Below are 13,908 nucleotides of genomic sequence, written 5' to 3'. Positions count from 1 at the left end.
GGTTCACCGCTCGAGGGCAGCGCCGGCCCGGTACACGGGCCGGCCCTTGAAGTAAGTGCGCAGCACGCGGGCCCGGTGAATCTGTTCTGGGGGTATCTGGAACAGGTTTCGGTCAAGCAGGATAAAATCTGCCCACTTGCCAACTTCCAGACTGCCGGTCTCCCCTTCTATCCGATTGGCAAAGGCGCCATTGATGGTGAAAACCGCCACCATTTGTTCGAGCGCTGCCACGTCCCCTGATATCGATACCAGGCCACGGAATTGATTCTGTCCCCGGTGTACGACGCCGAGCTGAATAGCGGCAAGGGGGTTCACCGATTGCGACACTGGTGAGCCGCCACCGGACGCCACGGCTATATCCCGCCGAAGCAATTCCGTTGCCGGGTAACGCCCGGTTTCAGGCTTCCGTGTGGACGCCAACCGGGGTGGCTCTAGTAAGGCGATGGTTTTTGTTCGCTGCAACAGGCGGAAGTCCCGCCCCTGGGCAAGTTGCCAGGGAGCCAGGCTGTTGCGGGGGTCTTCGGCACTCCTTGTGCCGCTGGCGTGCGCGAATGCCTGCAGGGCCATACGCGTGGCCAGGTCGTCTTCGGCGTGCAGCTGTACCTGCAAGCCTTGTCGGTTGGCGTCTGTGACAAATCGGTTGATCTGCTTCTGGCGGGCGGCGGCTCCAGCCTGTATCTGGCCCAGGTAGCCGGCCACTGACAGGGATACGGAGTGAATTCTGAGTTCACCCCGCTGCAATGTTTCCGCCCGCTGCTTGAGCGCTGCCAGCTGTTCCCCGGTCATATCGGCGGTGGCCGCGAGGGAACCGCGAAGGCGCAATGTGAACTCCTCCTTTGTGGCCATTTCCCGCAACGTAGCGAGCATGGTCGTATCCCCGGGGCGGATATCCGTTGCGTGCATACTGGTGATGCCCCAGCGGTTGCGCTGTTGCTGCGCGGCGACTATTTTGGCCCGGTGTTCGCCCGCACCTGCCGGCGGAATAATGCGCTCCACCAGTGCCATTGCCGGGGCGCCGCGGAACACACCGATGGCGAGCCCGTTAGCGTCTCTGCCGATGGTGCCGCCGTCGGGCGCCACAGTCTCCATATTGATTCCGGCGGCGGCCAGCGCTTCGGAGTTGGTCCAGATGGATTGCCGGTCCTCGGAATACAAGACTATGGGAATCAGGTCGTTCACCTGGTCCAGCTGTGCCTTATGGGGTGCGCCATCGCCGAAGGCCGCCGCCCTCCAGCCGTGCCCGACTACAAGTTGAAGCCCGGGATTGGCGTCGATGAAATCCGCTACCGCTGCCTGGTAGTCGCCGACTTGTTGTCCGCCGTAAAGGTGTAGCCGTCGGCCCTGGTTGCCTATCCGTGCCAGCGCGTCCACAAAGCCGGGTAACACCAATTTGCCCTGCAGGTCTTCCACCCGGGTCGCCGGACCGATGAAAGCGTCGGCGCCGGCACTAGTGCCGACAAAGACGATACGCCCGGCGCGGATGGCAATGGCCTGATGGATACTCCTGCGGGCGTCGACGGTATAGATGTAACCGTTTTTCAGCACCAGCTCTGCGGGGCTGGGTGCGGCCTCCGTCTTTGCGCCCTGCGCAAACCGGCCGGCGGAAACACTTTCCCGGTCGGCAGGCGCCCGGGAATCACAAGCTGCCAGTACCACCGTCAACAAAGTGACAGTCAGCGTTATCAGCTTCCCGGGGTTACACATGTGCGTCCTGTCTGTGCCGCTGCGTTTGTAAAGCCCGGCGCTATTTGCCGTGGCTGTCTCAGTATAGAAAACCGATTGTGCGGTGTTGTTTCGCCCCGGATGCGGCAGCCATTAACCTGTTGGAGGATTGAAGCTCAGCGCTGGCAGCGGCTGCAGAAAAAGGTGTTGCGCTGGCCCAGCAGTGTATCGCGTACCGGCCTGCAGCAGTTGGGACAGGGTTCGCCGGCGCGGCCATAGACATTCAGCTGCTGGGCGAAGTAACCGGGGTTGCCGTCGCCGCCGATGAAGTCGCGCAAAGTGGTGCCACCCTGCTCGATAGAGCAGGTCAGTACCTGCTTGACGGACTCCGCGAGGCGCTCATAGCGAGCGCGGGATATGCTGCCGGCAGCGCGGTCCGGGCGGATACCGGCCATAAACAGGGATTCACTGGCGTAAATATTGCCTACACCCACTACGATGCGGCCGTCCATGATCAGGGTTTTGACCGCCTGGCGACGCCGGCGGGACATGCGAAAGAGATGCTCACCGGAAAATTCCGGCGACAATGGCTCGGGCCCCAGGTGCGCCAGCAGCCTGTGCCCGGCGGGGTCCGAGCTGGTCCACAGCAGGGCGCCGAAGCGGCGCGGATCGCGATAGCGCAGGTGCAATCCGGAATCCAGCACCCAGTCCACATGGTCGTGTTGTTGGGTTTCCTCATCCGCTTCCACCAGGCGCAGGCTGCCGGACATGCCCAGATGCCAGATGGCGCATCCCCGGTCGGTGTGTACCAGCAGATACTTGGCGCGCCGTTCCAGCCGCAGAATCAGGGCGTCGCGGATACGCTGCTCAAAGCGGGCGTCCACCGGCCAGCGCAGTCGGCGCTGGCGCACCAGCGCTGTGCATACCCTGCGGTTTTCCAGGTGGGGTGCGAGGCCGCGGCGGGTGGTCTCTACTTCCGGCAGCTCGGGCATAGGGGAACTCCAGGCACAAAAAAACCCGGCGAGCCGGGTTTTTTGGCGCAGACTAAGGCTCTATTTGATTTTGCCTTCCTTGTACATCACATGCTTGCGAACTACGGGATCGTATTTTTTGATCTCCATCTTTTCCGGCATGTTGCGCTTGTTTTTGGTGGTGGTGTAAAAGTGTCCGGTGCCGGCACTTGAATTCAGGCGAATCTTGTCACGCATTGTTTTCTCTCCGATCTCTCAGCTGGGCGCCAGCCGCCGGTTAAACCTTTTCGCCGCGCGCGCGCAGCTCGCTCAGTACCGTGTCGATACCTTTCTTATCGATTACGCGCATACCTTTGGCGGATACCCGCAGCTTCACAAAGCGCTTTTCGGATTCAACCCAAAAACGGTGGCTGTGCAGGTTGGGCACAAAGCGGCGCTTGGTGCGGTTCTTAGCGTGGGACACGTTGTTACCGGTGACCGGGCGCTTACCGGTGACCTGACATACCTTGGACATCTTCTGGCCTCTTCAAAACTCTCGGTGCCTGCTAGCGGCTGCGGACACGTCAATTCGGGATTCTAATCCGGTTCCTGGGCGGCGGCGGAAGCTGTTCGGAATCTGGCCCGGCCGCAAAGAGCGGCGTTTTATACCAGAAGCACCCCCGGGTGACAAGTTTTAGCCGGCACTCCCGTGTGGCGGGGCTGTACCCCGCGGTCACAGTAGCCCCTGCTCCGCGAAGGACAGGGCCGCACCCTCGCCCACGATCATATGGTCGAGCACCCGGATATCCACCAGTTCCAGCGCCCGGGCCAGCCGCTGGGTGATACCGATGTCCGCCTGGCTGGGTTCGCTGACGCCGGAGGGGTGGTTGTGGGCCAGGATTACCGCCGCCGCGCCCCGCAGCAGGGCCGCCTGCACCACCTCCCGGGGATAGACACTGGCCGCATCCAGGGTGCCTTCGAACAGTTCCTCAAACGCAATCACCCGGTGTTTACTGTCGAGGTAGAGACAGCAGAAGACTTCGCGCTGGCGGTGGCGCAGTTGCGCCGCCAGGAAGTCGCGTACCGCATCGGGCCTGGACAGTGCGTTACCCCGTTGCAGCGACGCCGCCAAATGCCGCCGCGCCATCTCCAGTATCGCCTGCAGCTGCACAAACTTGGCATCCCCGAGGCCCTTGGCCGCGCAGAACTCGCGCCGCTGGGCCTCCAGCAGCGGCCGCAGGCCGCCAAAATCCGCCAGCAGCCGGCGCGCCAGATCCACCGCGGACACACCCGGCAGGCCGGTGCGCAGAAAAATAGCCAGCAGCTCCGCATCTGACAGGGCGCCCGCCCCCCGCGCCAGCAGTTTCTCCCGCGGGCGCTCCTCTATCGGCCAGTCGGTGATCGCCATGGACGCCTCCCCCAGCTCTTTTCCAGATCGTTGATCAGCTCTGCCTTCTACGACAAGGCGCATCAATGCTAATCTTACCTGCTCGCCTTAGTTTGAAACCACTGCCACGGAAACAGCCCCATGTCCGCCCTGACCGACAAACGCATAGTGCTGGGAATCAGTGGTGGTATAGCCGCCTACAAGAGCGCTGACCTGGTGCGCCGCCTGCGGGAAAGAGGCGCGGATGTACGCGTTGTTATGACCAGGGGGGCGCAGGAATTCATCCGGCCGCTGACGTTTCAGGCCCTTTCCGGCAACCCGGTGCACAGCGACCTGCTGGACCCGGCGGCTGAGGCTGCCATGGGCCACATAGAGCTGGCCAGGTGGGCCGGGCTGATCCTCATTGCCCCCGCCAGTGCACAGTTGCTGGGGAAGCTGGCCGCCGGTTTGGCGGATGACCTGCTCACCACCCTGTGTCTCGCCAGCCAGGCGCCATTGGCGGTGGCACCGGCCATGAATCAGGTTATGTGGCACCACGATGCCACCACCGCCAATGTTGACAGGCTGCGCAGTCGCGCCACCCATATCTGGGGCCCGGCGGCCGGCAGCCAGGCCTGTGGCGAGATTGGACCCGGGCGCATGCTGGAACCCGATGAACTGGTGCGGCGGGTCGAGCGGCTGTTTGGCAACCGGCAGCTGCTGGCTTCGCGGCGTGTTGTGGTTACCGCCGGCCCCACGCGCGAGGCGCTGGACCCGGTGCGCTACATCAGCAATCGCAGTTCCGGCAAAATGGGTTTCGCGCTGGCGGCGGCGGCGCAGAGGGCCGGTGCGGAAGTGACACTGATCGCTGGTCCTGTAGCCCTCGCGACGCCCACCGGAGTGAAACGCATCGATGTGACCAATGCCCTGGAGATGCGCGATGCGGCGGAAGAGGCCGCAGATGCATGTGATATTTTTATCGCCGCCGCCGCGGTGGCCGATTTCCGCCCGGCGCAGGTCGCCGAGCAGAAGATAAAGAAAAGTGATAGCAGGGATGAAGACCGCCTGACGCTGGTAAAGAATCCGGATATTGTGGCGGCTATCGCCGCGCGCCGTAAGTTGCGGCCCTTTACGGTCGGATTTGCTGCGGAGACGGAGAAGCTGCTGGAACATGCGCGCGGCAAGTTGCAGCGCAAAGGGCTCGATCTGATCGTGGCCAACGATGTCAGTGCTGCGGATGGCGGGTTCGACAGCGACCGCAACAGCGTCACGGTGATCGACGCCAACGGCTGTGAAACTCTGCCTTCGGCACTCAAAACGGAACTTGCCGACCGGCTGATCACCGTTATCGCCAGCAGAGCCGTGCAAGAATAACAACCTGTGATGGTGAAGTTTCTGTGACCCCCCCCAACAAGGATCGACCATTGTCCCCGTTTCACCAGGGCCTGGCATTGCCTGCGCTGCTGGCGTGTATCGTCTGGCTGGGGGGAGCTTTTTTTATCGCCCGGGAAGTGGTGACGCCGCGCAGTATCGCCGCCGTGGATACTGCCGCTCAGGCGTTGGTGGACCGGCATGCGGGACAGCTGGGGCAAATCCTCCACCGCCGTGCACAGGATTTGCGCAAACTGCCGGGTTCTGAGTTTCGCTCCGTGGCACTGGAAGGAAGCCCCGCCATGCCCACCAATGCCACTGCGCAGTTTTTTGCCGTGGCGGATATTCGTGTGGGTGCCGGTGCTGGGCCGCAACTGAACTTTGCACTGGTGGATCTGCTCAAGCGCGGGCTGGACGGATCCGACCAGCGGGTGGAGTTTTTGCGCACCGGGGACGACGACGGCTGGCAGCTGCACCAGGTGGTGGCCACTGACCAGGGCGCACTGCTGGTGACGGAGGACCTGGCCAGCTTCGCGGCGGACCTGCCCGCCTTCGATAGCGCGCTGGGCGGGCTGGTGCTGACCCAGCAGTTTGACGGCGGGCCGCCGCAGTCGCTCTGGCGCAGTGGCGGGGGCGATAGGGTGCGGGGCAGCGCCAAAGTGACCGGCAGCTACCTCAAGCTGGGGTTTAGCCCGTCGGCACAGTTTGTCAGTGAACAGGGCAGCTCTTCCAGATGGGTGTACCTGGGCGCGCTTGTTGGCCTGGTGATTACGCTGGTGTTGCTGGTGCGCTACCTGCCGCGCAACATTTCCGCGCCGTGGCGTCAGAGGGATAACAGAAAGAGCCCCGGCAGTATTAGTCGCGAGCCTCCGGAGGAGGCCGATGGCGACGAGGCCGCGGTGTTTGCCGCAGCCGCGCCGCCGGCGCCGCGGGCGGGGCAACAGAGCGAAGCCGATACCCCTGCACCGGAGTCCCTGGCTGCGCCTGAATTTCCGCCGCATGTGTTTCGCGCCTACGATATCCGCGGCATCGCCGGTGCGGAAATCGATGAGCCCTTCGCCTATCAACTGGGTGTTGCCCTGGGCACCTTGGCCCAACACGCCGGAGAAAAGATACTTCTGGTGGGTCGGGACGGCCGCAACAGCAGTGCACTGCTCGCCAATTGTCTGAACGAGGGTATCCTCGACAGTGGCTGCAACAGCGTCGATCTCGGGATGGTGCCGTCACCACTGCTTTACTATGCCTGCGCCAAAGGCAAAAACACCAGTAGCGGGGTTGTGGTTACCGCGAGCCACAATCCCGCCGAGTACAACGGTTTTAAGGTTCTGCTGCGCGGGCGTCCCCTGTCGGGACAAAAATTGCAGCAGCTGCACAAATTGATGCGGCAGGGCCCGTTCAAAAAAGGCCGGGGAAGCCATCGGGAACAGGATGTCAGCGCTGATTACATCGACGAGATCTGCAACGGCGTGGCCCTGGCGGGCCAGCCGCGTCTGGTGGTGGATGCCGGAAACGGCGCTACCTCTGTACTGGCGCCGCGACTGTTTCAGCAACTGGGCTGCGCCGTCACGCCGCTGTTCTGCTCTGTCGATGGCGACTTTCCCAATCACGCTCCCGATCCCTCGCGCCCGGAAAATCTGCGCGCCCTGACCGATAAGGTGAAAGAGGCCGGCGCCGATCTGGGGGTGGCGCTGGACGGTGATGGAGATCGTGTGACGCTGATCACCGCGTCCGGCCGCATCGCCTGGCCGGATCAGCTGGTGATGCTGTTGGCCCGCGATGTACTGGTGCGCAACCCCGGTGCCGATATCGTGTTTGATGTAAAAAGCAGCCGCGCCCTGGGTGAGCTGGTCAGCCAGTATGGTGGCCGCCCCGTTATGTGGAAGACCGGCCATGCGCCGATGAAAACCAAGATACTGGAGACCGGCGCTGTCCTCGGCGGCGAGTTGTCGGGGCATATCTTTATAGTGGATCGCTGGTTCGGCTTTGATGATGGGATCTACGCGGCGGCGCGCATTCTGGAGATTATGGCGCTGCGCGAGCAGAGCCTGGACGAGCTTCTCGATTCCCTGCCACAACTGGCGAGCACCCCGGAAATTCTCCTGCCGGTGAAAGAGGAGGAGAAGTTTGCACTGGTCGAGCGACTGCGCGAGACCGGCGACTTCCCCGGCGCGGATATCAATACGTTGGATGGACTGCGGATAGAATATGCCGATGGCTGGGGCCTGGTGCGCGCCTCCAATACCGGCGCCGCCCTCACGTTGCGCTTCGAGGCGGAGAGCGATGCCGCCCTGCAGAGTATCCGTTCGCGGATAATGGAACAGTTAAAGAAAGTTGTCCCCGACCTTTCGGCCTCGGCGTGACAATTGTGTAAACGAGGAATTACAGCATGTCCCTGGACCAGAAGTCCGCACTGCGCATCGCCCAGGTACTCAACGAGGCGCTGCCATATATTCAGCGCTTTACCGGTAAAACCGTGGTGGTCAAATTTGGCGGTAACGCCATGGTGGATGAGGCGCTGCAAAACGGTTTCGCCCGCGACATCATTCTGATGAAACTGGTGGGTATGAATCCCGTGGTGGTGCACGGAGGTGGGCCCCAGATCGCCGGTCTGCTGAAGAAACTCAATATCGAGACCCGCTTTGTGGACGGCATGCGGGTGACAGACAGCGAAACCATGGATGTAGTGGAAATGGTGCTGGGGGGTACGGTCAACAAGCAGATCGTCAATTTGATCAACAACAACGGCGGCCGAGCGGTTGGCGTCACCGGCAAGGACGGCCTGTTGATCAGGGCGAGAAAACTGACCACAAGCAACGCCGCCGCCGGCCTGCACGCCTCGGAAATTATCGACATCGGTCATGTGGGGGAAGTGGAGAGCGTCAATACCGATGTGATCGACATGTTGCTCCGCGGAGATTTTATCCCTGTGATCGCTCCCATCGGGGTGGGGAGTGACGGCAGTTCCTACAATATCAACGCCGATCTGGTGGCCGGTAAGATAGCCGAGTATCTCGGCGCGGAAAAACTGATGCTGCTGACCAATGTGGCGGGCCTGCAGAGTAAGGATGGTGCGGTACTTACCGGCCTGAGCACCCTGGAGGTGGACTCCCTGATCGCCGATGGCACCATTTATGGTGGCATGCTGCCGAAAATCGCCTGTGCGCTGGATGCGGTAAAATCCGGGGTGACTTCCGCCCATATTATCGACGGGCGCGTCCCCCACGCGGTGCTGCTGGAAATATTCACCGATACCGGCGTGGGCACGCTGATTACCGACACAGCGCATTCATAGTAGTGCCGGCATAACGATTGAAGCTAACGCGATGAATCGTTAGGATTCCCGCGCCCGCCATGGAAGAGTTTTCAGCCGGGCCCGGAGTAAACGCGGGGGTGGTCCGGCCCGCGAGCAACAACAAAAACACACAGTCCCGGCGCTCCCTCCGGGTATAAAGATGGCTTAATGAAGAGCGACAAAATCAATCGACGCCAGCAGATACTGCAGGCTCTGGCCCATATGCTGGAGGCCAGCCCCGGCGCACGCATCACCACTGCGGCGCTGGCAAAAGAAGTGGGCTTTTCCGAGGCGGCACTCTACCGTCACTTTCCCAGCAAATCGAAGATGTTTGAGGGGTTGATCGAGTTTATCGAGGAAACGGTTTTCAGCCGCGTTTCCCTTATTCTCCAGGATGAGCCCTCGGCGCTCGGCCGTTGCCAGAAAATTCTGCAGCTGCTGCTCGGCTTCTGTGAGCGCAATCCCGGCATCACCCGCCTGCTCACCGGCGATGCGCTCACCGGCGAAACGGAACGCCTGCACGGACGCATCCTGCAGTTCTTCGACCGTTTGGAGACCCAGCTCAAGCAGATCCTGCGGGAGGCGGAACTGCGCGAGCAGCTGCGCCCATCCATACCGCTGGGCGGCGCCGCCAACCTTCTGCTGGCCAGTGCCGAAGGCCGCATTGTTCAGTATGTGCGCAGCGGCTTCAGGCGCAAACCCACGGAGTACTGGGCGGAGCAGTGGCCGGTGCTGGTGGCGGGCTTTTTTCGCGATACCGCACTGGTGGGGCAGCGGGGTTAGGCGGGAGCAGAGTGATAGCGCCGGGCAGACGGCCGGGCCGTCGGCTAGTGGTGTGGAGGCCAGGGAACCTCTGATTAATTCAGTTGCGGGAGATTTCTCCATAGCGGCGCGCGGCCTGGTCGAACTCCGCCTCAATGCGCTCTGCCTCCTGCTCACGCTGCGCCACACGCTCCTGCAAAAGCGCCACCTCTTCGGTCAAGCTGGCAATCCTCTCCCGGCGTTCCGGTGAAACCGCGCCGCCATTGCGCTGAGCGCGGGCGGCGGCGGTCTCCTCCCGCTCAATCTGCAGCTTCAGGCTGGCGATGTTGGAGCCCAGGATTGCCATATCCTGCTCAACTGTGGCCAGCTTGCGTGAACGCGCGCTCTCAATGTCCGCGACACTGGTATAGCGCCGCAGCAGGTCTCGGTCCACTTGCGCCTGCTCTTCCCGCCGCTGCTGCTCCGCCAGCGCCTCCCCGCTGGGTTTCGGTGGCACCACCTTGAGCACCCGCCCCGACAGGCTGAGAATCTCATAGCCGCGGTCAACCAGATGCGGCGGCACCTGGTGATCCAGTACCTGTATGCCCTGTTGATCGGTATAGCGGTAGAGTACCTTGCCGGTTAACTCGTTGGGCTGCTTGTCCCGTGCCCAGGCGCTGGCTGCGGCCAGGGTGATGGCGACAATTGTGGCTAGTGCGGCTTTCATCGCATCTCTCACTTTTTCTTTTACATGCCGGGGGTCTGGCAACCTCTCTCAATCCCCAACCCCATAGCGCTCTCGATAGCGGATAACCCTCTGCAGTGTATCACTGTCCTCTAGCACCTCGCCGAGATAGCTGATGATGTGATCGAGCTGTACGATACTGAGCACCGGTACCCCGTATTCCCTTTCTACCTGTTGAATGGCCGACAGTGGTGTGTCCTCGCCGGCCTTCTCCTGGCGGTTGAGACCGATCACCACGGCGGCCGGCTGGGCATCCCGGGCTTCAATAAGCTGCATTACTTCCCGCACAGCAGTGCCAGCGGTGATCACATCGTCTATAATCAGAACCTTGCCAACTAGCGGCGCACCCACTAAGGTTCCGCCTTCGCCGTGATTCTTGGCCTCCTTGCGGTTGTAGCAGAAGGGTTTATCTACACCTTTTCGCGCCAGTGCCACGGCGGTTACAGCACCCAGCGGTATCCCTTTGTAGGCCGGCCCGAAAATGACATCAAACTCGACTTCCGAGGCAATAATCGCTTCGGCGTAAGCCTGCCCCAGTGCGGACAGGGCGGCTCCGGTGTGGAAGTGTCCGGCGTTGAAAAAATAGGGACTCCGGCGGCCGGACTTCAGGATGAAATCGCCAAAGCTCAGCACCTGGTGATCCAGGGCCAGTTGGATAAAGTCGCGCTGATACTGCTGCATGGAAAATTGAAAACCATTGGCTAAGGTGAAGGGAGACCTCACCGCAGGCACCCTGGTGGGCGAGGTGCTGAAGATAATGTTAGCAATCATACACAGTCCGCTGGTAAGGGGCTAATAATGCGAATAGTGAGTTTATCGGTAGACGGCATCCACCAGGCGGCACAGCGTGGCCTGTACGACTGGCTGGCGGATCAGGACGCCGATATCATTTGTCTGCAGGATCTGCGTTCTCTGGAGCCGGAACTGGACCACCCCATCTTCCACCCGGACGGTTACTACGATTATTTTTTCGATTCCGGCACACCCCACCTGAACGGGGTGGCGATTTATACCCGCACCCAGCCGAAAGCGATCATCTTCGGCATGGGGTTTGCCAATGGCGAAGACATGTACGGCCGTTACCTGCAGGCGGACTTCGAGCGCCTGAGCGTCGGATCGCTGCTGGCGCCCTTCGCCAATGACGAGGCGTCCCTGGAAAAGAAGGTACAGTTTTTCGACGACATGCAGGCGCACCTGAACAAGATCAGCCGCAAGCGCCGCGATTTTATTTTTTGTGGCAACTGGAATATCGCGCATCGCCGCGCCGATGTGCAGAACTGGCAGGATCACCAGGATACCCCCGGCCTGATGCGCCACGAGCAGCGCTGGATGGATCAGCTGTTCAACGACGTCGGCTACATTGACGCTTTTCGCAAAGTGGTGAAGGATGCCGATGAGTTTACCTGGTGGCCCAGCGGCAAGGTGGGTGAGGGTGACGGCTGGCGCACCGATATGCAGATAGTCTCACACTCGCTGCGCAACCGTATCGAGTATGGTGCCATCAACAAGAACGTCGAATTTTCCAGCCATCTGCCACTGATTATGGATTACGACCTGGAGGTCTGACTTGCCAGGCCGTGTCAGGCCAAAGTGAGGTGAGACAAGGCGGGCGCACAAGCCGATTCACTCGGCCAGCGCTTTCTGTTGCAGGGCGATCAACTCGTCGATGCCCGCCTTGCCCAGCACCAGCATCTCTGCCAGCTGACGCTCGGCGAAGGGTTCACCCTCGGCGGTGCCCTGTATTTCGATAATGCCGCCATCGTCTGCCATCACCAGGTTCATATCCGTGTCCGCTCCGCTGTCCTCCGGGTAGTCCAGGTCCAGTACCGCCTCGCCGGCAACCATGCCCACAGAGACCGCGGCCACCATGCGTTTGAGCGGATCCGTCTCGATCAGCTTTGCCCGCTGCATATGGCGCAAGGCATCCACCAGGGCTACGCAGGCCCCGGTGATCGACGCTGTGCGCGTACCGCCGTCCGCCTGGATCACATCGCAATCCACGGTGATCTGGTGCTCGCCCAGTAGTGCCAGGTCCACTGCCGCGCGCAGGGAGCGGCCGATCAACCGCTGAATTTCCACCGTGCGACCGCCCTGTTTGCCCCGCGCCGCCTCGCGTGCCATACGCGTGCCGGTGGAGCGGGGCAGCATTCCGTATTCGGCGGTAATCCAGCCGCTGCCCTGGCCGCGCAGAAAACGGGGCACCTCAGTCGCCACCGACGCGGTGCACAGCACTTTGGTATCACCGAATTCAACCAGCACGGAACCTTCCGCGTGACGGGTATAGTTGCGCGTGAGCTTTACAGAGCGCAATTGCGCGGCGAAGCGGCCACTGGGTCGCTGCATGATTCACCTCAGAGTCTGGCTTAAAGCGCGTCATTATACTCCGCCACTGCGGCGGGCCAGAACTGTTTGCGGCGCCTGTGCTATGATGCGCGGCCACATCTGAACGCAAGTTGGAGGGCGGGGGCCATGGCCACTAATCGGGTGCGCAGTATGACGGGCTTTGGCCGTGCCGAGCAGAGCTTCGCCACCGGCACCGCCATCTGGGAGCTGCGCTCCGTCAACCACCGCTATCTGGAGCCGCACTTTCGCCTGCCGGAAGCGGCGCGCCCACTGGAAACCCAACTGCGGGAAAAGCTGCGCAAGCAACTGTGTCGCGGCAAACTGGAACTCTGCCTGACGCTCAAAAACAACGCCGGTGAAGTAGCGAGTCTTCAGGTCGATGAAGGCTTGGTAAGCACCCTGGTGGACGCAGCGGAGCGTGTTGCCGCACAGCTCTCTCCACCGGCATCGATCAATCCTCTCCAGATATTGCAGTGGCCGGGTGTGATCGCCGAGCAGGAAACCGACCCCGAGCAGCGGTCCGCGGCAGTACTGCAGGCATTTGTGCAGGCACTGGACCAGTTGTGTGCCAACCGGGAACGGGAAGGCCGGGAGTTGTGCCGGTTTATCGAAGCCCGGTTGAGCGGCGTCGAACAGCAGGTACAGAAGGTGCGGCAGTTGCTGCCGGAAATCCTGCAGGCCCAGCGGGAAAGATTGCGCGCCCGCCTGGATGACATGGTCGCCGAGCTGGATGCCGACCGGCTGGAGCAGGAAGTGGTATTGCTTGCCCAGAAAACCGATGTCGATGAGGAACTGGATCGGCTGGAGGCACACATCTCTGAAGCGCGGCGCGTGCTGACCGCTGGAGGTACTGTCGGGCGCAGGTTGGATTTCCTGATGCAGGAGTTCAACCGCGAGGCAAACACCCTGTCTTCCAAGTCTGTGGTGACCGATACCACTCAGGCGGCGGTGGAGCTAAAAGTGCTGATCGAACAGATGCGCGAGCAGGTGCAGAATATCGAGTAGAGGTACATAGCCTGTGATAAACGGCGGGCGCCGAAGTTTGGCTCAAAGGTCGGGTAGTTCTGATTACAATAGACTTGGCGGGAAAAACCCACAGGCCGAATTTGGTCCGGGAGGCGCCAACGCCAAGGGTGGTTTTGGCCAGATCAAATAAGAGCTAAATAAACTGAAGCATACCGTAAACTTGGCTGGTTGGCATTATCACTGAAACCACCAAGAATAAATAAACGCTGAGTTTGCCCTATTGGATCGGCTATATCCCACCCGGCACGAATATTTGTTGTGCAAAATGCACGAGTCAGAAACTGGATAAGGTATCGGCCAAACTACCGCGGATTTTCCCGACCATTGACAGATTTGTAGGGCGGATGCTAGTTTTCCTATTGCGGTGGGGTAAGACCCATATTCCCGTTTACTCCTACCTCTGGCACCGGAT

The 13,908-nt window shown here is 61.3% G+C and carries 14 protein-coding genes; 6 read left to right on the top strand and 8 right to left on the bottom strand.

All coding sequences use genetic code 11. The features are described from left to right. Positions 1-3: 3 nt before the first annotated feature. The 5 genes from AB1S50_RS07280 to radC form a co-directional block, all read right to left on the bottom strand. The gene (locus AB1S50_RS07280; protein ID WP_367149879.1) at positions 4-1,704 is read right to left on the bottom strand and encodes an amidohydrolase; all 1,701 of its coding nucleotides are present in this window, start codon (positions 1,702-1,704) and stop codon (positions 4-6) included. 134 nt (positions 1,705-1,838) lie between these two features. Further along, positions 1,839-2,654, bottom strand: coding sequence for a bifunctional DNA-formamidopyrimidine glycosylase/DNA-(apurinic or apyrimidinic site) lyase (gene mutM / locus AB1S50_RS07275; RefSeq protein ID WP_367149878.1), 816 nt, complete (start codon positions 2,652-2,654; stop codon positions 1,839-1,841). Positions 2,655-2,714: 60 nt separating this feature from the next. Beyond that, complete coding sequence (gene rpmG / locus AB1S50_RS07270) at positions 2,715-2,870, bottom strand: 50S ribosomal protein L33 (protein ID WP_069946430.1); 156 nt, start codon at positions 2,868-2,870, stop codon at positions 2,715-2,717. Positions 2,871-2,910: 40 nt separating this feature from the next. Beyond that, on the bottom strand, positions 2,911-3,147 hold the full coding sequence (gene rpmB / locus AB1S50_RS07265; RefSeq protein ID WP_067083837.1) for a 50S ribosomal protein L28: 237 nt from the start codon (positions 3,145-3,147) through the stop codon (positions 2,911-2,913). A 198-nt stretch (positions 3,148-3,345) separates the two neighbouring features. Beyond that, entirely contained in the window at positions 3,346-4,020 is a 675-nt protein-coding gene (gene radC / locus AB1S50_RS07260; protein ID WP_367149877.1) for a RadC family protein, read from the bottom strand. 120 nt (positions 4,021-4,140) lie between these two features. On the opposite strand from radC, the gene coaBC reads away from it, so the two are divergent. From coaBC to slmA, 4 genes are all read left to right on the top strand, one after another. Beyond that, positions 4,141-5,352 carry a bifunctional phosphopantothenoylcysteine decarboxylase/phosphopantothenate--cysteine ligase CoaBC gene (gene coaBC / locus AB1S50_RS07255; RefSeq protein WP_367149876.1) on the top strand — a complete coding sequence of 404 codons (1,212 nt, stop codon included), beginning with the start codon at positions 4,141-4,143 and terminating at the stop codon, positions 5,350-5,352. Between the two features lie 23 nt (positions 5,353-5,375). Further along, positions 5,376-7,709, top strand: coding sequence for a phosphomannomutase/phosphoglucomutase (locus AB1S50_RS07250; RefSeq protein WP_367149875.1), 2,334 nt, complete (start codon positions 5,376-5,378; stop codon positions 7,707-7,709). A gap of 26 nt (positions 7,710-7,735) precedes the next feature. Next, on the top strand, positions 7,736-8,641 hold the full coding sequence (argB, locus tag AB1S50_RS07245; protein ID WP_367149874.1) for an acetylglutamate kinase: 906 nt from the start codon (positions 7,736-7,738) through the stop codon (positions 8,639-8,641). Positions 8,642-8,809: 168 nt separating this feature from the next. Continuing rightward, positions 8,810-9,424 (top strand): nucleoid occlusion factor SlmA, encoded by a 615-nt coding sequence (gene slmA / locus AB1S50_RS07240; protein ID WP_367149873.1) that lies wholly within the window; start codon positions 8,810-8,812, stop codon positions 9,422-9,424. Positions 9,425-9,503: 79 nt separating this feature from the next. On the opposite strand, the gene AB1S50_RS07235 is transcribed toward slmA, so the two are convergent. After that, positions 9,504-10,109 carry a hypothetical protein gene (locus AB1S50_RS07235; protein WP_367149872.1) on the bottom strand — a complete coding sequence of 202 codons (606 nt, stop codon included), beginning with the start codon at positions 10,107-10,109 and terminating at the stop codon, positions 9,504-9,506. A 48-nt stretch (positions 10,110-10,157) separates the two neighbouring features. Next, a complete protein-coding gene (pyrE, locus tag AB1S50_RS07230; RefSeq protein WP_367149919.1) occupies positions 10,158-10,808 on the bottom strand; it encodes an orotate phosphoribosyltransferase in 651 nt (216 codons plus the stop codon). 117 nt (positions 10,809-10,925) lie between these two features. Between pyrE and AB1S50_RS07225 the strand changes: the two genes are divergently transcribed. Beyond that, a complete protein-coding gene (locus AB1S50_RS07225; RefSeq protein ID WP_367149870.1) occupies positions 10,926-11,693 on the top strand; it encodes an exodeoxyribonuclease III in 768 nt (255 codons plus the stop codon). A gap of 57 nt (positions 11,694-11,750) precedes the next feature. On the opposite strand, the gene rph is transcribed toward AB1S50_RS07225, so the two are convergent. Beyond that, the gene (rph, locus tag AB1S50_RS07220; RefSeq protein ID WP_367149868.1) at positions 11,751-12,470 is read right to left on the bottom strand and encodes a ribonuclease PH; all 720 of its coding nucleotides are present in this window, start codon (positions 12,468-12,470) and stop codon (positions 11,751-11,753) included. Between the two features lie 126 nt (positions 12,471-12,596). Between rph and AB1S50_RS07215 the strand changes: the two genes are divergently transcribed. Then, a complete protein-coding gene (locus AB1S50_RS07215; protein WP_367149866.1) occupies positions 12,597-13,475 on the top strand; it encodes a YicC/YloC family endoribonuclease in 879 nt (292 codons plus the stop codon). Positions 13,476-13,908: the final 433 nt, after the last annotated feature.

Origin of the sequence: Microbulbifer discodermiae (assembly GCF_040742695.1) — a bacterium.
In the GTDB taxonomy this organism is placed as follows: Bacteria; Pseudomonadota; Gammaproteobacteria; order Pseudomonadales; family Cellvibrionaceae; genus Microbulbifer.
This window is presented reverse-complemented; position numbering and strand designations above follow the sequence as displayed.

Coding starts and splice junctions, on each gene's coding strand:
- AB1S50_RS07280 (WP_367149879.1), bottom strand. CDS start 1,704: ATGTGTAACCCCGGGAAGCTGATAACGCTGACTGTCACTTTGTTGACG.
- radC (WP_367149877.1), bottom strand. CDS start 4,020: ATGGCGATCACCGACTGGCCGATAGAGGAGCGCCCGCGGGAGAAACTG.
- mutM (WP_367149878.1), bottom strand. CDS start 2,654: ATGCCCGAGCTGCCGGAAGTAGAGACCACCCGCCGCGGCCTCGCACCC.
- rph (WP_367149868.1), bottom strand. CDS start 12,470: ATGCAGCGACCCAGTGGCCGCTTCGCCGCGCAATTGCGCTCTGTAAAG.
- AB1S50_RS07215 (WP_367149866.1), top strand. CDS start 12,597: ATGGCCACTAATCGGGTGCGCAGTATGACGGGCTTTGGCCGTGCCGAG.
- rpmG (WP_069946430.1), bottom strand. CDS start 2,870: ATGCGTGACAAGATTCGCCTGAATTCAAGTGCCGGCACCGGACACTTT.
- argB (WP_367149874.1), top strand. CDS start 7,736: ATGTCCCTGGACCAGAAGTCCGCACTGCGCATCGCCCAGGTACTCAAC.
- slmA (WP_367149873.1), top strand. CDS start 8,810: ATGAAGAGCGACAAAATCAATCGACGCCAGCAGATACTGCAGGCTCTG.
- AB1S50_RS07235 (WP_367149872.1), bottom strand. CDS start 10,109: ATGAAAGCCGCACTAGCCACAATTGTCGCCATCACCCTGGCCGCAGCC.
- coaBC (WP_367149876.1), top strand. CDS start 4,141: ATGTCCGCCCTGACCGACAAACGCATAGTGCTGGGAATCAGTGGTGGT.
- AB1S50_RS07225 (WP_367149870.1), top strand. CDS start 10,926: ATGCGAATAGTGAGTTTATCGGTAGACGGCATCCACCAGGCGGCACAG.
- rpmB (WP_067083837.1), bottom strand. CDS start 3,147: ATGTCCAAGGTATGTCAGGTCACCGGTAAGCGCCCGGTCACCGGTAAC.
- pyrE (WP_367149919.1), bottom strand. CDS start 10,808: ATGCAGCAGTATCAGCGCGACTTTATCCAACTGGCCCTGGATCACCAG.